This window comes from Kaistella chaponensis (assembly GCF_900156725.1).
Taxonomy (GTDB): Bacteria; Bacteroidota; Bacteroidia; order Flavobacteriales; family Weeksellaceae; genus Kaistella; species Kaistella chaponensis.
Genome location: NZ_FTOI01000011.1, coordinates 1 through 22,810, shown reverse-complemented (window position 1 = coordinate 22,810; position 22,810 = coordinate 1). Strand labels below are relative to the sequence as shown.

At 36.7% G+C, this 22,810-nt stretch carries 18 protein-coding genes; 10 read left to right on the top strand and 8 right to left on the bottom strand.

Going from position 1 to position 22,810, the window contains the following annotated elements; all coding sequences use genetic code 11:
- Positions 1-149: 149 nt before the first annotated feature.
- On the bottom strand, positions 150-2,780 hold the full coding sequence (gene cphA / locus BW932_RS11170; RefSeq protein ID WP_076387592.1) for a cyanophycin synthetase: 2,631 nt from the start codon (positions 2,778-2,780) through the stop codon (positions 150-152).
- A 207-nt stretch (positions 2,781-2,987) separates the two neighbouring features.
- On the opposite strand from cphA, the gene BW932_RS11165 reads away from it, so the two are divergent.
- Both BW932_RS11165 and BW932_RS11160 read left to right on the top strand, forming a co-directional pair.
- Complete coding sequence (locus tag BW932_RS11165) at positions 2,988-3,875, top strand: cyanophycinase (RefSeq protein ID WP_076387591.1); 888 nt, start codon at positions 2,988-2,990, stop codon at positions 3,873-3,875.
- A gap of 88 nt (positions 3,876-3,963) precedes the next feature.
- On the top strand, positions 3,964-4,806 hold the full coding sequence (locus tag BW932_RS11160) for an isoaspartyl peptidase/L-asparaginase (protein ID WP_076387590.1): 843 nt from the start codon (positions 3,964-3,966) through the stop codon (positions 4,804-4,806).
- Positions 4,807-4,869: 63 nt separating this feature from the next.
- Here the strand turns inward: BW932_RS11160 and ppdK are convergent, their stop codons facing one another.
- Positions 4,870-7,620, bottom strand: a complete 2,751-nt coding sequence (gene ppdK / locus BW932_RS11155) for a pyruvate, phosphate dikinase (RefSeq protein ID WP_076387589.1) — start codon at positions 7,618-7,620, stop codon at positions 4,870-4,872.
- 217 nt (positions 7,621-7,837) lie between these two features.
- Here ppdK and BW932_RS11150 point away from each other — a divergent pair, with 217 nt between their 5' ends.
- The gene (locus BW932_RS11150; protein ID WP_076387588.1) at positions 7,838-8,026 is read left to right on the top strand and encodes a hypothetical protein; all 189 of its coding nucleotides are present in this window, start codon (positions 7,838-7,840) and stop codon (positions 8,024-8,026) included.
- Between the two features lie 28 nt (positions 8,027-8,054).
- Here BW932_RS11150 and BW932_RS11145 read toward each other — a convergent pair whose 3' ends face one another.
- Positions 8,055-9,077 carry a 3-oxoacyl-ACP synthase III family protein gene (locus BW932_RS11145; RefSeq protein ID WP_076387587.1) on the bottom strand — a complete coding sequence of 341 codons (1,023 nt, stop codon included), beginning with the start codon at positions 9,075-9,077 and terminating at the stop codon, positions 8,055-8,057.
- A 91-nt stretch (positions 9,078-9,168) separates the two neighbouring features.
- Between BW932_RS11145 and BW932_RS11140 the strand changes: the two genes are divergently transcribed.
- Together BW932_RS11140 and rlmF are read left to right on the top strand one after the other, a co-directional pair.
- Positions 9,169-10,071 carry a magnesium transporter CorA family protein gene (locus tag BW932_RS11140; RefSeq protein WP_076387586.1) on the top strand — a complete coding sequence of 301 codons (903 nt, stop codon included), beginning with the start codon at positions 9,169-9,171 and terminating at the stop codon, positions 10,069-10,071.
- A 148-nt stretch (positions 10,072-10,219) separates the two neighbouring features.
- Positions 10,220-11,188 carry a 23S rRNA (adenine(1618)-N(6))-methyltransferase RlmF gene (gene rlmF, locus BW932_RS11135; protein ID WP_076387585.1) on the top strand — a complete coding sequence of 323 codons (969 nt, stop codon included), beginning with the start codon at positions 10,220-10,222 and terminating at the stop codon, positions 11,186-11,188.
- A 214-nt stretch (positions 11,189-11,402) separates the two neighbouring features.
- Here rlmF and BW932_RS11130 read toward each other — a convergent pair whose 3' ends face one another.
- Complete coding sequence (locus BW932_RS11130) at positions 11,403-11,966, bottom strand: YitT family protein (protein WP_245820726.1); 564 nt, start codon at positions 11,964-11,966, stop codon at positions 11,403-11,405.
- Between the two features lie 230 nt (positions 11,967-12,196).
- Between BW932_RS11130 and BW932_RS11125 the strand changes: the two genes are divergently transcribed.
- From BW932_RS11125 to BW932_RS11110, 4 genes are read left to right on the top strand one after another with little or no spacing between them, the layout of a single operon-like run.
- Positions 12,197-13,072, top strand: coding sequence for a caspase family protein (locus BW932_RS11125; RefSeq protein WP_076387583.1), 876 nt, complete (start codon positions 12,197-12,199; stop codon positions 13,070-13,072).
- Positions 13,073-13,084: 12 nt separating this feature from the next.
- Positions 13,085-14,680, top strand: a complete 1,596-nt coding sequence (locus tag BW932_RS11120) for a S8 family peptidase (protein ID WP_076387582.1) — start codon at positions 13,085-13,087, stop codon at positions 14,678-14,680.
- Between the two features lie 11 nt (positions 14,681-14,691).
- A complete protein-coding gene (locus BW932_RS11115; protein WP_076387581.1) occupies positions 14,692-15,765 on the top strand; it encodes a hypothetical protein in 1,074 nt (357 codons plus the stop codon).
- Entirely contained in the window at positions 15,762-17,345 is a 1,584-nt protein-coding gene (locus BW932_RS11110) for a patatin-like phospholipase family protein (protein WP_084566510.1), read from the top strand. Before BW932_RS11115 ends, BW932_RS11110 begins: the two co-directional genes overlap by 4 nt.
- Before the next feature lie 126 nt (positions 17,346-17,471).
- Here BW932_RS11110 and BW932_RS11105 read toward each other — a convergent pair whose 3' ends face one another.
- The 4 genes from BW932_RS11105 to BW932_RS11090 all read right to left on the bottom strand — a co-directional run bounded on the left by BW932_RS11105 (position 17,472) and on the right by BW932_RS11090 (position 22,288).
- Positions 17,472-19,052 (bottom strand): DHA2 family efflux MFS transporter permease subunit, encoded by a 1,581-nt coding sequence (locus tag BW932_RS11105; RefSeq protein ID WP_076387580.1) that lies wholly within the window; start codon positions 19,050-19,052, stop codon positions 17,472-17,474.
- Between the two features lie 113 nt (positions 19,053-19,165).
- Positions 19,166-20,284: an HlyD family secretion protein gene (locus BW932_RS11100; protein ID WP_076387579.1), complete on the bottom strand. Its 1,119-nt coding sequence runs from the start codon at positions 20,282-20,284 to the stop codon at positions 19,166-19,168.
- 89 nt (positions 20,285-20,373) lie between these two features.
- Positions 20,374-21,687: a TolC family protein gene (locus tag BW932_RS11095; RefSeq protein WP_076387578.1), complete on the bottom strand. Its 1,314-nt coding sequence runs from the start codon at positions 21,685-21,687 to the stop codon at positions 20,374-20,376.
- Complete coding sequence (locus tag BW932_RS11090; RefSeq protein WP_076387577.1) at positions 21,671-22,288, bottom strand: TetR/AcrR family transcriptional regulator; 618 nt, start codon at positions 22,286-22,288, stop codon at positions 21,671-21,673. Before BW932_RS11090 ends, BW932_RS11095 begins: the two co-directional genes overlap by 17 nt.
- A gap of 208 nt (positions 22,289-22,496) precedes the next feature.
- On the opposite strand from BW932_RS11090, the gene BW932_RS11085 reads away from it, so the two are divergent.
- The gene (locus BW932_RS11085; protein ID WP_076387576.1) at positions 22,497-22,712 is read left to right on the top strand and encodes a hypothetical protein; all 216 of its coding nucleotides are present in this window, start codon (positions 22,497-22,499) and stop codon (positions 22,710-22,712) included.
- Positions 22,713-22,810 lie beyond the last annotated feature (98 nt).

Sequence of the window (22,810 nt, the reverse complement as noted above, 5' to 3'; positions counted from 1 at the left end):
AAAATAGGGAAATTAATTAGAAGATAAAATACTTGCGGAAAATTAATGGCTTTAAAAATGAACTTAAAATCTTCTTCTACGAAGAACATATCAATAAAAAACTCCCAAAATAATAGACTTTGGGAGTTTTATTCATTTCAGAAAACAAATTACATGATTTTCCCTTCTTCCAGGATTTCTTTGTTTTGGTATTCCTGAACCAAATCGATTGCGTTCGAAACGACATCGCTTAAAGCGGTGATAAAAGTTCCTTCTTCTGCCATGCTCATCGCATGTTTCAGTGCTTCAATTTCTTTCGGAATAATTTCGTAGCTCACATCTTTTCCTGCTTCCTGAATTCCGGAAATCAGTAAACCATTAATTTCTTCTTCAGGTCTTCCGCGCAAGTGTTTTTCGTTGCGAATAATAATATAATCGAACATTCTTCCCGCAATTTTCCCACATTCCTGAATGTCTTTGTCTCTGCGATCACCAACACCAGAAATAATTCCAATTTTTTTGGTGGCTTCAATATTTTTCAGATAATCTTCTATGGCTTCGTATCCTGCAGGATTGTGCGCAAAATCGATAAGCACATTGAATTTTTTGAATTTAAAAATATTCAATCTTCCTGGAGTCAAAGCGGCACTTGGAATAAAAGTCCGCAATGAATTGGCGATATCTTCAATTTCAAAACCGTACAGATAAGTTGCTAAACTTGCAGCCAGAACATTAGAAATCATAAATTTCGCTTTTCCTTCCATGGTGATCGGAATGTTGTTGGCTTTGGCGATTCTAATTTTCCAATCCCCTTTTTTAATGGTCACAAAACCTTCTTCGTAAACGCAGGTGATTTTTCCTTCTTTTGCAAATTTCTTAATGTGCGGATTATTTTCATCCAAACTAAAAATTGCCACTTTAGCATCTAAATCAGGCATTAATCGCATAGAATAAGCATCGTCTGCATTTAATACGCTCCAACCATCTTTTTTCACCGCATCTAATACGACTCTTTTTACTTTAGTTAAGTCTTTTAAATTATGAATGTCGCTAATTCCAAGATGATCTTCTTTAATATTGGTTAAAACACCGATGTCGCAATAACTGAATCCTAATCCTGAACGCAGAATTCCACCTCTTGCGGTTTCTAAAACTGCAAATTCTACGGTGGGATCTTTCAGCACAAATTCGGCAGAAAGTGGACCTGTTGTATCACCTTTCGTCAACATGGTATTCTGAATATAAATACCATCAGAAGTGGTGAATCCTACTCGATAGCCGTTATTTTTTACAATATGTGCAATTAATCTCGTGGTCGTGGTTTTACCATTTGTTCCAGTCACGGCAATAATTGGAATTCTGAACGCTTTTCCTTGCGGATACAACATATCAACAACTGGAGCCGCAACATTTCTCGGTAATCCTTCACTTGGTGCAAGATGCATTCTAAATCCAGGAGCAGCGTTGACTTCTAAAATCGCACCGCCACTTTCTTTCAAAGGCTGCGTGAGGTTTTCTGCCATAATATCAACTCCACAAACATCGAGACCGATAATTTTTGAGATCCTTTCACACATCGTAATGTTTTCTGGGTGAATCATATCGGTTACATCGATAGAAGTTCCACCTGTAGAAAGATTTGCTGTCGATTTCAAATAGACAATTTCTCCTTTTTGTGGAATATTCTCAAGGGTGTAATTTAATTTTTCTAAAAGTTCGTTGGTGTCTTTATCCACAGAAATTTCTGTTAACACATTTTCATGTCCATATCCTCTTCGTGGATCAAGATTTTCTTTGTCAATTAATTGCTGAATATTTTTTTCACCATCCCCTACAATGTGCGCGGGAACTCTTCTCGCCGCAGCAACCATTTTGTGATTGATGACTAAAACCCGGAAATCATAGCCGGTAATATATCTTTCTACAATCACTTTTGGACCGTAATTTTGCGCATGCTGCAGACCAATTTTAGCAGCTTCCCAATCATTAACATTGATGGAGGAACCTTTTCCATGATTGCCATCTAAAGGTTTTAAAACAATGGGATAACCGATTTTGCGGATTACACTTTCCAAACCTTCTTCATCGGTCACGAGATCACCTGTGGGAACTGGGATTGCCGCATCATCGAGCATTTTTTTTGTCAGTTCTTTATTGCAGGCAATATCAACTGCGATAGAACTTGTTTTTCCTGTAATGGTCGCTTGAAAACGCTGTTGATTAATACCATATCCTAACTGCACCAAAGAGTTTCTTCCCAAACGAATCCAAGGAATATTTCTAGCCACTGCTTCTTCTACGATACTTCCAGTTGAAGGACCGAGTCTTTCACGTTCGCGTTTCTCCTTTAAAGTTTGAATACACTCTTGAATGGGATAATCTCTACCTTCCATGAGCGCCTGAGCAATTTCTACCGATTGTTCAGCTGCGTAGATTCCTGAATTTTCTTCGATATAACTGAAAACAACATTATAAACACCATGAGTTTTTGTTTCGCGCGTTCTGCCAAACCCTGCATCCATACCTGCCAAAGTCTGTATTTCTAAAGCAATATGTTCAATAACGTGTCCCATCCAGGTTCCCATTTCTACCCTTTGAAAAAAACCACCTTCAACTCCTTCTGAGCAGCGATGTGTAATCAGCGAAGGAATAAGCTTTTCTAAATTTTCCCGGAAACCATCAATTTTATTGGTGGGTAAATGTTCCACTTCCTCTAAATCCAGGCGCATTTGAATTAATTTCTTTCTACGAATACTCCAGATATTTGGACCTCGTAAAACCTGTATTTTTACAATTTTCATATGGTGATCTTCTAATTTTGATGGCTAATTATTTTTTATGAAAATCAAAGATAAAAGAAATGCTTAATAATTTGAAATATTTCTTTTAAAATGATCATTTTAAAGTCAAACTCAAGCAAATGAGGAAAGTTAAAAGATTTCATATTTTTATCAAGTTTATATCAAGTCTTTTACTAGAATTTAATATTTTTTCTAAATTTGCAACCTATGAGACCAATTGGAAAATTAATGATTATCGGTGGGGCTGTAAATAAAGGCAGCTTTGCAGAAACCGAATACGACCAGAATGTAGAAAGAAACCTCAACTTTTTTGAGCGAGGAATATTACGGAAGATCATCAACGAATCTCGATTAAAGGAAGATTCTATCATCGAAATCATTACCACTGCTTCGCAAATCCCGCAGATTGTGGGACCGGAATACAAGAAGGCTTTCGAATTTTTAGGCTCCAAAAACGTGAATATTCTAGATATTCAAAATCGCGAACAAGCCAATAGTGATGCAATTGTTGCACGTGCAAATGCTGCAGATGTGGTAATGTTCACGGGTGGAGATCAACTTCGCCTCACCTCGATTTTAGGAGGAACACGGTTTCATGATACGATTTTACTCAAATATGTGGAACAAGATTTTATCTATGCCGGAACATCTGCAGGAGCCGCTGCAGCTTCTGAAAATATGATTTATCAGGGATCAAGTAGTGAAGCATTATTAAAAGGAGAAATCAAAACTACCCAAGGTTTGGGTTTCATAGAAAATGTCATTGTAGACACGCATTTTGTGCAGCGCGGAAGGATCGGAAGGTTGTTTCAGGCAGTGGTCAACAATCCCCGAACTTTAGGGATCGGTCTGGGTGAAGATACCGGACTTTATATTGATGGTGACATCATGACTGCCATTGGTTCCGGACTTGTCATTTTAGTAGATGGTCGATTCATAAAAGACACCAATCTTACCAATATTCAACTTGGCCAACCTATTTCAATCGATAATTTAATTGTGCATGTTTTATCGCAAAATGATGTTTACGATTTGAAGACTAAAGATTTAACCATTGTAAATTCTCAGTACAATCCAATTCCACAGGATCACTAAATTCTTTACCCACCCGAAAGTAACTATTTCCACCAACTATTATTTGACGTTTTAGGTCAATAAACCTCCTCTTTTAAAATTAAATTTAATGAAAATAATCATCCATGGCGGGTTTTTCTCGGAAAGCGATCAAAGCCACGAAGTAAAAACTGCCAAACAAAATTCATTAAAAGAAATCGCCAGAAAGGCTTTTGAGTTTTTGCAAAATCATACTTCGGAAGAAACTGTAGTTTATGCCGTTTCTTTGTTGGAAGACGATGTACTTTTCAATGCAGGAATAGGTTCCCAGATTCAAAGTGATGGAAAAATCCGCATGAGTGCTTCTTTAATGAATGGCGAAAACCAGAAATTTTCGGGGGTCATCAATATCGAAAATGTAAAAAATCCTATTGATGTCGCGCAAGTTTTAATGAAAGAAGATGATCGTGTTTTAGGCGGAATCGGCGCAAAAAAATATGCAGAAGAATATGGATTTAAAGATTTCTCTACCGAAATTCCGCAGCGCAGAAAAGAATATGAAGAGAAGCGCATAAACGGTGGAAAAGGAACGGTGGGTTGTGTAGCCCTCGATCAACACGGCAATTTAGCCGCCGCTACCTCAACTGGTGGAAAAGGTTTTGAGTTGGTCGGAAGAATTTCAGATTCTGCAACAGTTGCAGGGAATTTTGCCAATCAATACTGCGCAGTAAGTTGCACAGGAGTTGGCGAAGATATCGTGAGCAACGCCACTGCAGCAAAAATTGTCATTCGTGTTACGGATGGAATGAGCATTGAAAAAGCATTCGAGAAAACTTTTACCGAACTGCAAGAAATTGATGGATTTGCAGGAGCAATAGGAATTGATAAAAACGGCAATATTTATCATCAGGATTCTCATCCTACGATGGTTTTCGCCAGTTATGACGGAAGGGAATTTGAAATCTTTAGATAAAATAAAAAAAAACTGCCTCTAAGATTCGAGGCAGTTTCCATTAAAAAAATAGAAGTCTGAAATTTACTTTTCTTCAATAGCAGCTTGTGCTGCAGCTAATCTTGCGATAGGAACTCGGAAAGGAGAACAGCTCACATAATTTAATCCTAGTTGATGACAGAATTTCACCGATTCTGGATCACCACCATGTTCACCGCAAATACCAACTTTTAATTTTGGTTTTATTCCGCGACCTTTTTCAACACCGATTCGGATTAATTCACCTACTCCGCTTTGATCGATCGAAACAAATGGATCTTCTGGCAAAAGTTTCAAGTCTAAATATTTTGGCAAAAATCCACCGATATCGTCTCTCGAAAAACCGAAACACATTTGTGTTAAATCATTAGTTCCGAAACTGAAAAAATCTGCCACGGTTGCCATAGAATCACCTTTCAATGCGGCTCTTGGAGTTTCAATCATGGTTCCATAAAGGTATGGAATCGATTGTACATTCATTTTTTCGCATACTTCTAGATAAACCTGATCTACGATTTCTTTTTGATGGCGAAGTTCGTGTTTTCCCATTACGACCGGAATCATAATTTCGGGGAAAGCTTTTTTACCTTCTTTAATCAGTTCGGAAGCCGCTTCAAAAATAGCGCGAACCTGCATTTCTGTAATCTCGGGATAAGAAACTCCCAAACGAACACCGCGGTGACCGAGCATCGGATTATTTTCGTGTAGAGCAAGAATTCTGCGGTTCAAAACACTCATTCTCACACCCAATTCTTTGCTTAATTCCTGTAACTTTTCTTTATCGTGAGGAACAAATTCATGTAATGGGGGATCGAGCAAGCGAATCGTTACTGGTTTTCCATCCATTACTTCTAGAGTCGCTTTTATATCTTTTTTCACAAATTTGAAAAGCTCATTTAAAGCAGATTTACGCTCTTTTACGGTGGTGCTCATGATCATTTTTCGCAAAAGGAACAAAGGTTTCTCACTTCCTTCTCCGTAAAACATATGCTCAGTTCGGAATAATCCTATACCTTCTGCTCCAAAATAAGCAGCTTGTTCAGCATCTTTTGGAGTATCTGCATTGGTACGGACGCCTAATTTTTTGGCTTTATCGACCAAAGTCATCAAGGTTTTGTAAGAGGTGTTTTTATTTAAATCAGTGTTAGAAAGTTCTAAAACACCTTCGTAAGCCATTCCGGTGGTTCCGTTCATCGTTAACCATTCGCCATCATGAATTTTTTTGCCCTCTTTGGTTAAGAAATATTTTTCTTTTTCGAAAATCTCGATATCATTACAACCAACAATACAGCATTTTCCCCAACCTCTTGCAACCAAAGCTGCGTGAGAAGTCATACCTCCTTTTGTGGTTAAAATCGCTTGAGCTTTATGCATTCCATCGACATCTTCTGGGGAAGTTTCTTCGCGCACCAAAATCACTTTCTCCCCTTTCAATCCTAATTCTACTGCTTCTTCGGAAGAGAAAACTACTTTTCCAACCGCTCCACCTGGACCTGCAGGAAGACCTTTTGCAATGGGTTTGTTTTTCTTTTCTTCTTCGGGATCGATCATTGGTAACAACAATTCAATTAATTGATTGGGACCGACTCTCATTACGGCGGTATCTGCATCAATTAATTTTTCCTGGTACATCTCTGCTGCCATTTTCACTGCAGCAATTCCGTTTCTTTTGCCCACTCTGCATTGCAACATAAAAAGTTTACCTTTTTCGATGGTGAACTCGATATCCTGCATGTCTTTGTAATGTTTTTCCAAACGCTGCTGAATTTCGTCCAATTCTTTAAACTGAGAAGGCATAAATTTTTCTAAAGTGATCAAGTCTTTTGAATGATCATTTTTAGATTCATTATTAATCGGTGATGGAGTTCTAATTCCGGCTACAACATCTTCTCCTTGAGCATTTACCAAATATTCTCCGTAAAAATAATGATCGCCATTTCCGGGATTTCTGGTAAAGGCAACTCCGGTGCAAGAATCTTCTCCCATATTTCCGTAAACCATTGCCTGAACATTTACTGCAGTTCCCCAATCATCGGGAATCCTTTCAATTTTACGATATTCAATAGCGCGTTTTCCGTTCCAGGAAGCGAAGACAGCTCCAATTCCGCCCATTAATTGATCCCAAGGATTTTCGGGAAATTCAACTTTTAAATATTTTTTGGTTAAGGATTTAAATTCTTTAACTAATTTTTTCAAATCTTCTGCTGAAAGTTCAGTGTCCAAAGAAACACCCCGTTCTTTTTTAACTTCTTCCAACCGTTCATCCATTAATTTACGGATTCCCTTTCCTTTTGCAGGTTCCATTCCCCCGGCTTTTTCGATGACCACGTCGGAATACATCATTACGAGTCTTCGATACGCATCGTACGCAAATCGGGCATCACCCGAATTTTGGATTAAACCTAAAACGGTTTCATCATTCAGACCAATGTTTAAAACGGTATCCATCATTCCGGGCATTGATTTTCTTGCTCCCGAACGTACCGACATTAACAATGGATCTTTTACATCGCCAAATTTTTTACCCATCAATTGCTCTACTTCAGAAAGGGCTTTTTTGATGTCTTTTTCTAAATTTTTGGGATAGGTTTTTTGATGATCGTAGTAATAAGTACATACTTCGGTTGTTACGGTAAATCCAGGTGGAACGGGAAGTTTTAAATTTTTGTGACCTGCCATTTCTGCAAGATTGGCTCCTTTTCCTCCTAAAAGGTTTTTCATGGATTCATTTCCATCGGCTTTTCCTCCGCCGAAAGAATAGATGTATTTCGCATCTACTTTGCTTTTAATTGCCATAATTGTCAGGGTATTTAATTTCTATATCTTTAATTTATAGTAAAATTAAAAAGATTTTAGGCTGTAAAAATGATGCTGTAAATGATAAGAATCAATTTGATAAGAATCATTTCTTAACAAATATTGATCAAAAATGCTTAAATTAAAGAATAGATTTTTTGGAATTGAATCGCGTTGCATGATTTTTGATTAACACCATTTCAAATAAAAAAATAGTATGAAAAAATTAATGGCTTTTGCAATTTTCGGAACATTATTGTTGGCGAGTTGCGCTCAAAAAGAGGAAAAAAGAGATGAATTTAAAGACAATCACAGCGTTGAAGAAAAAAGAAATGCTGGAGTTGATTCAGCAGCTTTTCAAAATGAAGCGCAAAAAGAAGATTCGCTCGCTGTACCATCCAAATAAAAAAATGCGTCGATTGACGCATTTTTCATTAGTATTCAAATAAGATAGATCCCCACGTAAATCCACTTCCAAAGGCGGAAAGCAGCACCAGATCTCCTCTTTTAATTTTCACTTCTGCAATGGCTTCGCTCAGCGCTAAAGGAATAGAAGCCGCGGTTGTATTTCCGTATTTCTGAATATTATTGTATAATTTTTCGTCGGGTAAATTGAACGTTTTTTGCACGAACTGTGCAATTCTCAAATTCGCCTGATGTGGGATGAATAAATCTAAATCTTCTGCTGTTTTCCCGGCAGAATTCAAAGCTTCCATCATCGTTTCAGGAAATCTTGTTACTGCATTTTTGAACACGAAATTTCCATTCATAATTGGATAAACTTCATCATTGGTTACGTTTTCCGGTTCCAAACGCATTCTATCGCTCCAACCATATTTGGAACCAGGGAATTTCGTGCACAGTTCATCGGCATATTTCCCTTCCGAATGCATGTTGAACGCTAAAATATCACCTGCACCTTCTTCTTCTGAAGCCGAAAGAATAACCGCTCCTGCTCCATCGCCGAAAATCACGGAAACTCCTCTTCCTTCATCGGAAAAATCTAAACCAAAAGAATGAATTTCTGCACCAACTACCAGAATATTTTTATACTGTCCTGCTTTAATAAAAGCATTTGCAACACTCATTGCATACACAAAACCAGAACATTGGTTTCTCACATCAAGTGCTCCAATCGTATCACAACCTAACATTTCTTGTAGCAAAACACCACAACCAGGAAAGTAATAATCTGGTGAGAGCGTGGCGAAAACAATAAAATCGATATCTTTTGCAGTATAACCTGCCATTTTCAAAGCGTTTTGAGAAGCTTTGAATCCTAGATAGGAAGTGGTTTCTTCCGCATCATTCCTATTCTTTCGATGACGCCTCTCTTTAATTCCTGTGCGTTCGGTAATCCACTCATCGCTGGTCGACATCAGTTTAGATAGATCGTCGTTGGTGACTACATTTTCGGGAACATAATGACCGATCCCTTTTATTATACTTTTTATCATGAATTTTTTTTACTGAAGGCAAAGATAAATTATATTTGAAACATTGTAAAAAAGTTTAATTTTTACATAAAATTAGTATTAAATTTGTGAAATGGCAATAGAAATTATTTACCGAAACGACCACTGTGAATGGATCGATGTAGAAGCTCCGACCGAGGAAGATCTTAATTTTTTACATGATCGGTACGAGATCAACACGCTTTTACTGGAAGACACGATTGATCCCAATCACCTCCCGAAATTTGAGCAGGACCATTTGGTTAAATTCTTTCTAATGCGGGAAAACACAGAGTTAGAACGTGCAAATCTTAATACAATCAGTGATATTTCTACAAAGTTGGGGATTTTCTTGGTGAAAGATGTCATTATCACCGTTCACCGCATGAAAAACAGAAGCATTTTCGAATTCAAAAAAGAAATTAAAGGATCTGAAAACACGGAAATAAATTCTGAAAAAATAGCGTTGAATTTGGCTTTAAAGGTGATGAAATCTTTCGATGATGAGTCTAAAAATCTCATGGAAACAATGGATAATATAGAGAATGAAATTTTTCTTAAAAACACGAATAACTCTAACCAAATCCGAAGACTTTATCAGTTGAAAAGAAAATCAGGACTCAATGCAAGAATTTTAAATGTTTCTTCAGACTGGATCGATAAATTCAAACTTTTAAAATTGGATGATGCCGAAATCACTGATCTAAAAGACAAACATAAAGACGTCATCACCGATTTCGAACATTTGAACGCTCAAGTAACCAATTTAATTTCTATGTTTTTGGCGATGAGTGATCAAAAAGCCAATCAGGTCATGAAAGTTTTGGCAATCTACTCCATGTATTTTTTTCCGATTACTTTTATTGCAGGGATTTATGGGATGAATTTCGACAATATGCCTGAACTTCATCAACCTCTCGGCTATTTTTTAACTTTAGGTTTAATGGGTTTTATTTCGCTTCTGACATTCATTTTTGTAAGAAAAAAACGGTGGTAGATTTTTTAACGGGGCTCGATTAAAATTTTCAGGACAAATTTTAGACCGTACACTGCAATGTGATCTTCAAGTAAACAAATTGTTTTCTCACTTTCGTCGTTTAAAAAAACCGTAAATTTGCATCCACAATAGAAATTATTTAAAAAAGATGTCCATCGAAAAAAATATTCAAGAAAAAACCAGACTTCATCTCCGCAATAAGAACCGAGAAAAATATGATCTAGAAGCTTTAGCAATTGCGATTCCTGAACTTTCCGAACATATCAAACCTAATAAATACGGCGAAAATTCTGTAGATTTTGCCAATTCGGTTGCGGTGAAACTTCTCAACAAAGCTTTGCTTAAACATTATTATGGCATTGAAAACTGGGATTTTCCTGATGGTAATCTTTGTCCGCCAATTCCCGGAAGAGCAGATTATCTGCATTATATCGCAGATTTATTAACGCAAAGTAATTTTGGAACGCTTCCAGAGGGTCATCAAATATCAGTACTCGATATCGGTGTGGGTGCAAACTGCATCTATCCTATTGTTGGCGTTACCGAATATGGCTGGAATTTTATAGGATCCGATATCAATCCAGATTCAATCGAGGCTGCAAAAAAAATTGCAGATGCAAATGAATCGTTGAAGGAAAAAATTCATTTTAGACTACAAGAAAGTCCGAAATCTATTTTCAGCGGAATCATTAGTGAAGATGAAAAAATTGATCTAACTATTTGTAATCCGCCTTTTTACTCCTCAACAGAAGAAGCGCAGAAAACGAGCCGCAGAAAAGTAAAAAACCTTACCGGTAAAAAAGTAAAAAAGGTAGAACTCAATTTTGCTGGCATCAGTGACGAATTAATTTGCGAAGGTGGCGAACATACTTTCATCCACAATATGATTAATGAAAGCAAAAATTTCGCTGCAAACTGTTATTGGTTTTCCACATTAGTCTCCAAAGAATCTAATCTAAAAGGAGTTTATAAAGCATTAGGAGCAGCTGAAGCAACCCAGATCAAAACAATTCCTACGGGAACTGGCAACAAATCGAGCCGAATAGTTGCATGGTCTTTTCTTTCTAAAAAAGAACAGAATGATTGGCGCGAAACTCGATGGAAAATATCCAAATAAAGCATCAGAATTTTATAAAAAAGCAAACCTCTCTCAAAGAAATTTTGGAGAGTTTTTTTTAGGATATCGCATAATTACAAGCGTCTTTTTAAACGGATGCTGCAAATAATTCTGGAGGAAAGTTAATAATGCTTTATCGTTTAAAAGATTCATGCTTCCTAATCAATTGATGTTGCCAATCGCTCGCTTCTTCATTAAAAATTATGTTTTTTTCTTAATGTTTTACTCTGCTTTTAATAATTCCACCCGAAGCTTCTTTGATCGTATTGGCAAAAACGAACGCTTCAGAATCGATTTCATAAATTAAATTTTTCAGTTTACGCATTTCTAGCCGCATGACAACGGTGTAAATTATATCACAATCGGCACTCACATCAAATTTTCCCGGGAGAAAGCCGCGTTCGCCTTTGTAGACGGTAATTCCTCGTCCTAAATTGTTTACTAACTGATGCTTAATTTCTTCACTTTTGGCAGAAATAATGGTCACTCCTGTATACGCCTGAATTCCTTCCACGACATAATCGATGGTTTTGGTCGCTGCGAAATACGTGAGAACCGAGTACAGCGAAGTTTCAATACCAAATTTTAAAGCTGCGAAACTAAAAATGATGATATTAATCCCAAGAATAATTTCGGTGATGGTAAACGAAGTTCTTTTCAAAGTATAAAGCGCCAAGACTTCAATACCGTCTAAAGCCGCACCAGCTCTCATTACCAAGCCAATCCCAATTCCTAAAAAAGCGCCTCCAAAAACGGCGACAATTATTGAAAGTTTCAAAAAATATTCATGTAAAAAATCGCTTAACATTAAAAGTTAAACGTCAAGAATTTTGTTACACGGTTAAATCACCCTTTTTTACCTTAAAACTATTATGGTTTGAATATTATTATTAATTTTGATGATTAACCAATGAACACATACCATGAAAAAAAATTCCACTTCCTTCAAAGAAATTTTCGCAATCTACTGTATTTTAATTATTTATAATTGATAAAATAAGATATACCATGGAAAATTTCTTTGCCCTCATTATTGGAGTTGGCGGAGATTTAGCCGCTACTGCAGAAGATGCAACTGCCATCAAAAACCTTCTTTGTGATCCCAATAAAGGAGGTTACTTACCAGAAAATATAGCGTTTTTGGTCAACGATGATTCTACCAAAAAAAATGTTATCGATTCGCTCGAAACCATCATATCGAAAACTAAAAACTTAGATAAAGCAACCGTTTTAGTGTACTATTCAGGACATGGTCTGCAAATCCCAAATGATACAGATCCTGAAAAAACAGATTATTTCCTGAAAACTTCTGGTGCCGACAAACTTAAAAAAGAAGAAACCATGCTCAATGGTGCTCTTTTTTCTGAAAAAATCAAACAAATTAAAGCTGATAAATTACTCATCCTTCTCGACTGCTGTCACGCAGATGGAATGAAATACAAAAACATTTCCGAGTTGGAAGGAATGATGATCGAAGAAAAACCATCGAACCGCGGACTTTTAGAAAAACTGGATTCCGGCGAAGGAAGGGTTTTTATTTCCGCCTGTGATGACAATGAAGAGTCTGTGATTTTGCCGGGCTCTAAAAACAGCCTCTTCACGGAGGTTTGCCTCGAAGTTTTTGACGGAAAACTGTCCCCAAACGATGAATTCGTGAGTGTGGTCGATTTAATGTATTACGTGATCAAAGAAGTTCCCAAAAGAGTGTTGCCATTCCACCATATCCAACGTCCGATTATTTCTGAAGTTCAGAATCTTTCTCCAGATTATTTTGTCTGCCGAAATGGCAATTATAAACCTGTACAAAAAGATTTGGAAGATTTTTTTATCGATAATTCCGCAGAAAGGATCGATTTTATCAAAAATTACAATAACAAAATTTAAAAACTACAAATCATGGAAATTTTAAACAAAAACGGAAAAATAATTCCACAAATGATTACCAAAGGAGATGATCAAAAACCTTGGGATATCGCACACCATTATGTAGATCAAGAAGTAAAATCTACGGGAAGTGTTGAATATGTAGAACCCAATTTGCCGAATCAAATTTTCTCCGCTGAAGATCCGGGTAGCGTTGAAAATAAAGCAGTTTCGGCACTCGAAACTTTTAATGAAAATGAATATCTGAAAAACTGGCCAAAACCTGAATTACAGACCGATCGTTTTGTGTGGCATCTTAATGATCAATTTTCTGAATTTAAAAAGGCAAATCGGAAATTATTGGCAAAAACCCCAAATCCGACCATCAAAATCGGCCATATCGATACTGGATTTCAACCCGGTCATCCTGCGCTTCCGAAAAATTTAAATAAAGAGAAAAGCAAAAGTTTTATCAAAGGTGAAGAAGGAAAACAAGCAATTGATATCGCTTCTGGAAAAAGTTTGGAACAAGACGGTCATGGCACTGCAACGATGATTTTACTGGCAGGAAATTCTGTTAAAAAAAGTGATACCGATGATAACTACGAAGGCTTTATCGGAGCTGCACCCTTTGCTGAAATAATTCCGATGAGAATTTCTGAAACGGTAGCATTAATTCAAACTTCCGCTTTTGTTGACGCATTAGAATATGCAATCTCTGAAGGTTGTGAAGTCATCAGCATGTCGATGGCAGGAGCACCGTCAAAAGCGTGGGCAAATTTGGTGAACAAAGCATACGAAGCGGGAATCACGGTAGTAACTGCAGCTGGAAATTCTTGGTTTGAAGGCGCAAAAAAAGCTTTACCAAAAAGGGTTCTATATCCCGCAAGATGGGAACGGGTTATTGCTGCAACCGGAGTTGCATGCGACAATTTACCCTATGTCTTGGAAGCGCGACTGCAAAAAAAATCAGAAGGAGGTGAAACAATGCAGGGAAATTTTGGACCAGAAGATGTGATGACCCATGCTTTGGCAGCTTATACACCAAATATTATTTGGGGAACCATGAATGATCACGGAAAATATTTCCGTCTGGATGGTGGCGGAACTTCTTCTGCAACCCCGCAAATTGCAGCGGCTGCAGCGATATGGCTCACTTATTATCGAGATGAAATCAATGAAATATTAAAAAAATATCCCGCCGAAAGGTGGCGAAAAGTAGAAATGGTAAAAAATGCACTCTTCAATTCTGCCGAAAGATATTCTTATCCGCTGTACAAAATCTATTTAGGAAGAGGAATTTTAAAAGCTGATCAAGCACTTGCGATAATTCCATCTGCAGAAAATTTAACCAAAGCAAAAGAAGCGAATGTAAATCTTTGGGGAATACTGGATTTATTGGGACTCCTTCTCAGACTGAAAGGTGATGATGAAGCCGATAAAGTAAGAGCTGAAATGTTTCAAACTGAAATTCTGCAGCAAATGCACGCTAATCCGAATCTTCACAAATTTTTAGATTATGAAGAAACCGATATTTGGTCAGATACAGACCGTGAATTGATGAGACAGGAACTTTTGAAATCCGACACGGTTTCGGATAAACTGAAGGAATATTTGAAATCTGAGTAAAATTTAAAGCCATGAAAACACAATCAATTTATACCATCATTTTACTATTCTTCCTAGTTTCCTGTTCGAAAAGCACTAATGAAGCGGCTGCAGAAAGTGTAAATAATGAAGTTACTTCTTCGGTTTCTGACGATACCGCGGGTTTGACATCGCCAGAACTGCCTGTAAATGTGGATCAGAATAAACCTGAAACGCAGACCGAAGGAAAACAGGACACGGTTGCAAATCTTATCGAATTGAAAACAAAAGCGTCTTCACCACAGATTGCTCTCGAAAAAACAACCGCCGCTAATGATTCGGTTCAGGCAGCATTTAAGAAGATCAAACCAAATCTTATTAATCAACATACCGAAATTATCAATGCGAATCTTCCGGCTCTCCTTGAAAAAAAGGAAAACAACACTGCACCAGTTGAGCCACCAATAAAAACTTCAGAAGAAATAGAAAAGCCGAAAAATGCAGTCCTCGGTTTTTCCTATTTTCCGCAGATTCCGCTTAATGAAGAACGGGATTTGCGAGTTTTTGTAAAAATTGAAGGTGATGGAAAACAAGTCGCCAAAAAATTGAAAGCGATCGAAAAAGAAGATCTTGAATTTACAAAAACTGATGACAGCAGTATTGTATGTATTGTCAAAAATATAGAAGCATTCAAAAAATTATCCATCAAACCATTTTATGATTACGATGATTTCAGAATTACCAAAGTTGATGATGGATTAGAAGCCGAAAACTTGCTCGATCCGAATGAACAGATTTTGGATTTCGTCAATGGCAATTATTGGCATTGGAAAGTAAAAGCAATCGCAAAATCTCAACATGTGGGAACGGTCACTTTAATCATTAAAGCTGAAACACCTGCAGGACAAAAACTTCAGTTGGCAGCACGCCAAATTAAGATCAAAATTGGAATTGATCAGCCAGCTCCAACCTTTGGTGAGAAAATATATAATTTTTTTGATGCTCATTTCAAAGAAATATTATCACTGATTATTATTCCATTAGCGCTTTTCTTTTTTAATTTCTTAAGAAAAAAATATATTTCCCGGCAGGAAGAAAACCCTAAATCCCCAGAACAAAAAATATGATCACTCAACAACAATTTGAACAAGTTCTTGCAGATCAACAACTTGATTCAGCTTCAAAAGAAAAACTGAAATCGCTTTACGAAAAAATTGCGTCGAAAGAATTTTCAGATATTTTGGATCACTCCGGGAATCAGTACGTCAACTTTGTGCAGGAAGGAGGTGGTGTTTGGGGAGTCGCACTCGTGGGATATTTGTATGCGCTCGAAAGTTTTGGAATCCGTTTTCTGAGAATAGCAGGAACGAGCGCAGGTGCGATAAACACAATGCTAATCGCAGCAATGGGCGACCGATCAAAAAATAAAAGTACCCGAATCAAAGACCTCTTATTTCAATGGAAATTTGAAGAATTCATGGATGGAAAATCTATTGTAAAGCAGATGGCAAGTCGAATTCTGAAAAGTAAAAACTACATGAAAAGAATTGGTTTATCGATCTTTTTTCTATTTCTTCTCATCATAATTTTTCCTTTTTTGATTCTTTTCTTAAAAATAAATCCGTGGTATTACAGCATTCCTTTTTTGGGTTTAAGCTTGCTCATTTATGTAATCCTGCATTATTATCATCTTTTCAAGGTAAATCATATCGGTCTGAATCCTGGGAATGCCTTTGAAAATAAACTGAAAAGTGCACTCGATCATTTTAATATAAAAAGTGTGAGCAATCTCAACGAAGAATACAATCAAAATGGAAGAAAATTAAATTTGAATTACCGCTTCGGAAATGGTGAAGAATACTACAATAATGCGATTGAAAACATCAAAAATATTCATCAAAAAGAATTGGCGAATATCGATATTCCAAAGTTTAATTATTTTTTGAACGCTGCACAAAGTAGCGATATCTATAAAGAAAATCCATTTACCCTTCTTCGGTCGGATTATACGATTATTGCCACCGACATCAATGCGAAAATAAAAGTTGAACTGCCCAAAATGGCAAATCTTTACTGGACAAATACTGATTTGTCAATAATAAGTCCGGCAAAATTTGTACGTGCTTCGATGTCGGTTCCGTATTTTTTCGAACCGATGATTACAAAAATCGACATTGCGAAAGATTCGATTGTACAAGCTTGGAAATTCTGGCTGAATGCCGAACCTGCTGCTATTTTTGAAGAAGGCGTTTTCGTGGATGGTGGAAGTATTTCTAATTTCCCAATCGATATTTTTCATGAAAGCGATATCTTTTATCCCAGAATTCCCGTGTTTGGTGTGCGCCTCGTCGATCAAGCCGAAATGGGCGAAACGAGAGGTCCCGGTAGTGAAAACATCCTGAAAAGTCCCGGAAGTTTTCTGGGTGCTATTTTCGATACTTTAAAAGGTTATAATGATAAAACATTTTTAACCAAATATACGTTCTATAGCACTCACAGCATTCAGTATGTAGATTGCAGTCCCAGTAACTGGCTGAATTTCTTCATGCAGGATGACGAAAAAACGATCCTTTTCAACAAAGGTTTTAGGGCTGGATTAGACTTCCTGGAGAAATTTGATTGGGAAGACTACAAATATGAACGAATGTTGGTAGCATTGAAAGAAAAAGGAATTTTAAAACAAGAAGCGAAACCTAATGTTGGATAATTCTTTGCCATAAAATCGTTCCAACTTTATTTCAAATATAATTTTCAAAAAAGCCACAGAAATTGATCCGTGGCTTTTTCAATAATGCTTAAAAATGAATGATATTTTTAGAAAATATGTATTGCATTAATGCATTGCGTCACTCACATCAATGGGATCTCTTCCCTTCCTTTCTTTTACAAATAAAACAAACGGAATACAGATTAAAAATAAAATTCCGAGGTAGAGAAAAACATCCATATAGGCCAAAACAGATGCTTGTTTTAAAACACTAAAATCTAAAAGCTTGTATGCGGACTGCAGAGCCACGTCGGGTGCAAAACCTTTCGAGATAAAGCTGGCTTTTAATCCTGCAAGTCTTTGTTGTACATCAAAACTATTCGCATCTAAATGTTGAGCAAGATTTAATTTATGAATTGAGGTCTGGTTTGCAATAAACGTCGTAATCGCCGCAATCCCAAATGAACCGCCTAATTGACGCATCATTCCAGTAAAAGCTGCTCCCTGACCAATTTCCTGCCCTTTCAAAGTACTTAAAGCCAAAGATGTAATCGGAATAAATAATAAACCTAATCCCATTCCTCGAACGATAAGCATCCAAAAGAAATCACTTTTTCCGGTGTCTGGACCGATAATTTTATAACCCCAAAAACTATAAATAAAGAAAATAAGTAAACCCAAAGAAACCAATAATTGCTGCTTAACACCTCTTGTTAGTAACCTTCCAATAATAGGCATCATCACTGCAGTAGTCAAAGCTGCAGGTATCATCAAAGCTCCCGACTGCAAGGCGGTCCAACCCAAAATACTTTGCGTGTAAAGAGGAACAATAAAAGTTGATCCATACAAACCGAAACCTAAGATAAAAGACATCGCCGTTCCGATTCGTAAGTTACCATTCTTCAAAACCCGCAATTCCACGATGGGATATTTATAAGTCAGTTCACGCCAAAGGAAAAGGATTAATCCGATGACTGCAGAAGCGGTTAGGTAAATAATTACTTTGCTATCAAACCAATCTTCCTCATGACCTCTTTCCAAAATATATTGCAGCGAGCCGACCGTAACAGCAAGCAGTACAATTCCGAACCAATCGACGTCTCTAGCTTTTCGTTTTTCGGCAAATTTCGGACTCCTTACAAATTGCAAAGTCATTATTGCAGCAGCAATTCCGAGGGGAATATTAATATAAAAAATATAGGGCCAACTAAAATTATCTACGATATAACCACCTAAAGGCGGCCCTAAAGTGGGACCAATAATTACTCCCAATCCATAAATCGCTTGAGCCATACTGCGTTTTTCGAGCGGATAAGATTCGGTGATGATGGTTTGCGAAGTTACCAAGAGTGCTCCACCCCCGATTCCTTGACATAATCGGAAAAATACAAGCTCCCAAATATTGGTGGCATTTCCACAAAGAAAAGAAAAGATGGTAAAGATAATAATAGAGGCAGCGAAATAATTTCGGCGTCCGAACTGCGCAGAAAGCCAGCTTGTCATCGGTACGATGATTACATTCCCAATTGCATACGCGGTAATTACCCAACCAACTTCAGACAATGTCGCTCCTAAATTCCCCTTCATTTCATTCAAAGCTACATTGACGATCGTGGAATCTACAATTTCTAACAAGGCACACATTATTGCGGTAATGGTGATGATAAGCCGTCTGGAGCCGTACTCGACTAATGAATCCTGTTGCATTTACTTTAGATTAGAGATGAAAAGATGATAAATTTGTACTCGATAGACTTTAAGATCAATTAATATAAAAAATCTATAATCTCTTGCCTTACAACATCTTGTCGGTTTCTCTTTTATTTTAAATTAACGGTGACTTTCACATTCATTCCTGCACGAAGTTTCTTCGCAATTTTAGGATCGAGTTTTTCGAAATCGATTCTTACCGGAAGTCTTTGAACGACTTTCACAAAATTTCCACTTGCATTATCAGGAGGAAGAATAGAAAACGTGGATCCAGTTGCGGGCGAAAAAGAACTTACAACACCTTCGAATTGATGATCGGGAAAAGCATCGATTTCTACATCAACTTTTTGTCCTTCAACCATTTTAGCGAGCTGCGTTTCTTTAAAATTAGCGACAATCCACGCACTGTTGTCTCTCACCAAACTAAATAATTGAGATCCTGCTTGAACAAACTGTCCTTTTTGAGTAGAAACTTTTGAAACAAAGCCGTCTTCTGGTGCTAAAATAATGGTATAAGACAACATCAATTTAGCATTTTCAACATCTACTTCTCTCTGTTTCGCGACCGAACTAGCCACACCGATTTGCTCGGAACTTGCCGCGGTTTGAGAATTGACAATTCCTGTTTGCTGGGAAACCTGATTTCTTTGATCAACCAAAACCTGCAATTGCCGATCAGCAGATTGTTTCGCTGCTAAAGCAGTTTCATATTGCTGTTGTGTAATGGTATGATCTTTTACCAAATTGCTGTATCTTTTTAAATCTTGCGAAGTTTTCCAAACATTTACTTTTGCCGCTTCAATTTGTGCAGTTGCCGTTGCAATGGCAGCATTTGTAGAATTGATGTTTTGGGACGCAGCATTCGTGCTTGCTTTTGCGGTAGAAATATTACTTCTCGCCGTTCCCAATGCAGCTTGTGCCGATTCTAGCGCCATTTTTTGATCTCTGTTATCTAAAATCACCAATGTGTCACCTTTTTTTACAAACTGATTATCTTTCACATGAACTTCTGTTACATAACCAGAAATTTTTGAAATTACAGGACTCATATTAGAGGCAATTTGTGCATCATCAGTAGATTCGTGAGTTTGGCCGAAGGAATAAGATCGGTATCCGAAAAATCCTCCAACAATTAATATTGCTACTAAAATAATAGGAAAAACATAGCTTTTCTTTTTCTTAGATTCTGGGAAAAGTTCGGGTTGTTCTTGGGTGTTATGATCGTCCATTGTATAATTTTCTGTTTTTATTTATATTTTTTTTTGAAACATTAAAGACTGCTTTTGTTCTTAATTTTTAAAAAGGAACTCCGCTGTTTCTATTTTAGAATGAGTATTCCCGAAGTTTGCAGCAATTTCCTTTGCATAAGTGCGGCATCTGCTTTTGCATTGACAACATTTACGTTGGCTGTAATTTGAGCGGCATCTGCATCTAAAAGTTCGGTGATGGTCGCCAAACCGTTATCAAATTTATTTTTGGTCACGCGGTAATTTTCATTTGCCTGATCTGCTGCTTTTGCATAAACTATAATTTTTTTCTTCGCAAATTGGGCATTCTGGTAATCTCTATTGACTTCCAGTTTAATTTGATCGGCAAGTAAATCGTTGGTTGCAGAAAGTTCTTTTTTCTGAGCTTGTACTTTTAGCAAAGCTGAGTTTTTCTTCCAAAGATTGTCAATATTATACTGTACTCCTACTCCAATATTGGCAGCATTATAAATCGTAAGAATTTTCGGAACGTCGGCTGCAAAGTAACCTCCTGTTAAAGCGATGGTCGGAAGATTTTCGGCTTTTGCAGATTTAATCCCAAGTTCGACGGCTTTTCTTTGATAGCTGATCGCCTGCAAATCTTTTCGGTTGCCTGTAGCTTGATCGAGGTAAAAGGTAACGGGACGATTTTCTGAAAGTTCCGCAATATAATTTTCGTCAATTTGAATTTCTGTAGATTCGGGAAGTCCCAATAGCAAATCCATATTGATATTTGCAATGCTGAAATTATTTTGAGCATCAAGCAGCTGCAATTCTATGTTTGATGTTTGCAAGTTAGCTTTCAACTTATCATTTCGAGGAATAATTCCATTGTCTTCAAGTTTCTGAAAAGACTGATCTCTTTTTTGAGACGCAGAAAGGTTTTCCTCTAAAACTTTAATAGCTTGGTTGGCTTTGAAAAGATTGTTGTAGGCTTGCGAAACATTATAGGCGATCGCGACTTTATTATTTTCACTGCTCAATTTCGAAGCTTCAATTAAGTATTGTGCAGATTGAATTCCGTATTTAATTCTTCCACCCGCAAAAATTGGTAACGAAGCAGCAACATTTCCGTAAAATGCCGAATTTGCTTTCGGCGAACTTCCACCTGCAGAAGGTGGCAAAATTTTCAAATCTACATTTGCATTTGCAAGAGCCAAAGCACTTCCCGAAACTTTTAAACTGGGAAGACGATTGTTTTTTGCTTCCAAATAATTGGCGGTCGCCTCTTGAATTTTTGCTTCATCAATCTTTAAATTTTTTGAATTTTGAATTCCGAGCATCACGGCTTCATCCAAAGTAAGTGATTTCTTTTCCTGAGCCTGTAAAGTAATCGCAAGGACTGAAAATGACAGTGAAAAAAGTGATTTATATATTTTCTTCATAACCTAAAAGGTATTTTAAAACGTTTTTAATGTGATTGTTGAGGTCTTCAAAATAAAGATTCTCATATTCCTCGTCACCTTTATAAAAGTTCTTGTAAATCGGTAAGGAATTTAAGGCACTGAAAATTGTTCCCGAAATGGTAGAATGAATAAATTCTAAGCGTGGAGCTTTGGTGAAAACTTTATTTTGAATACCCGATGCGATCAACTGTCTGTAAATCTCCAGAAATCCCATTTTAGATTCATTCAAAAACTTTACAATATGTTCATTTTTGTTTGTCAGTTGCTCTCGTTGCATGATGAGGTAAAATGTCTTAAGCGTTTTGACACGACTGATGTACCGATTGATCACCGCAATTAATTTTTCCCATTCATTCATCTTTTGATCAGCCAAAACATCTTTGGCAAATGAAAGACTTTCGTTCATTCGATATTCAAAAATTTTTTCAAACAGTTTTTCTTTTGAACCAAAATAGTAAGAGATCATCGAAACATTTACTTGGGCTTCTTTTGAAATCTCTCTAATCGAAGTTCCGTCGAAACCCTTTTCAGCAAAGAGTTTTTCAGCATTAAATAAAATATTTTCTTCTTTTGAAATCATGATTTTGATGATTTTGAAGGTGCAAAGGTAAACTATTATCCAAAAAAATCAATCAAACGTTTGATTTTTTTGGATTGTTTCTGACTAAATTTTTCATCGAATAATCTGATCATATATTTTATTGGGTGAAATTTATTGTAAAAAGCCTCGAAATTTCAAAAAATAATTTAACTTTGAAAGACGTTAAACCAATATTAATCAAAACGATATGAAAAAAATACTTTCAGTGATTGCATTTACAGCGTTCACCGCCGCATTTGCTCAAGAGACTCCAAAAAAAGATTGCTGCGCCGGAAAAGATAAAAAGGAATGCAAAATGGACGATAAAAAAATGGCAAAAACTTGCGATATGAAAGATCACAAAAATTGCAAAATGGATAAGAAAGATTGCAAAGAGAAAAAGGCTTCTAAAAAAGCAGCATAAAATGAATCCGTCTCACAACTGAGGCGGATTTTTTTTGGTTATTATGGTGATAATTTGTATATTTATGATTGATAATCAGATAGTTGTTTATGAATTTC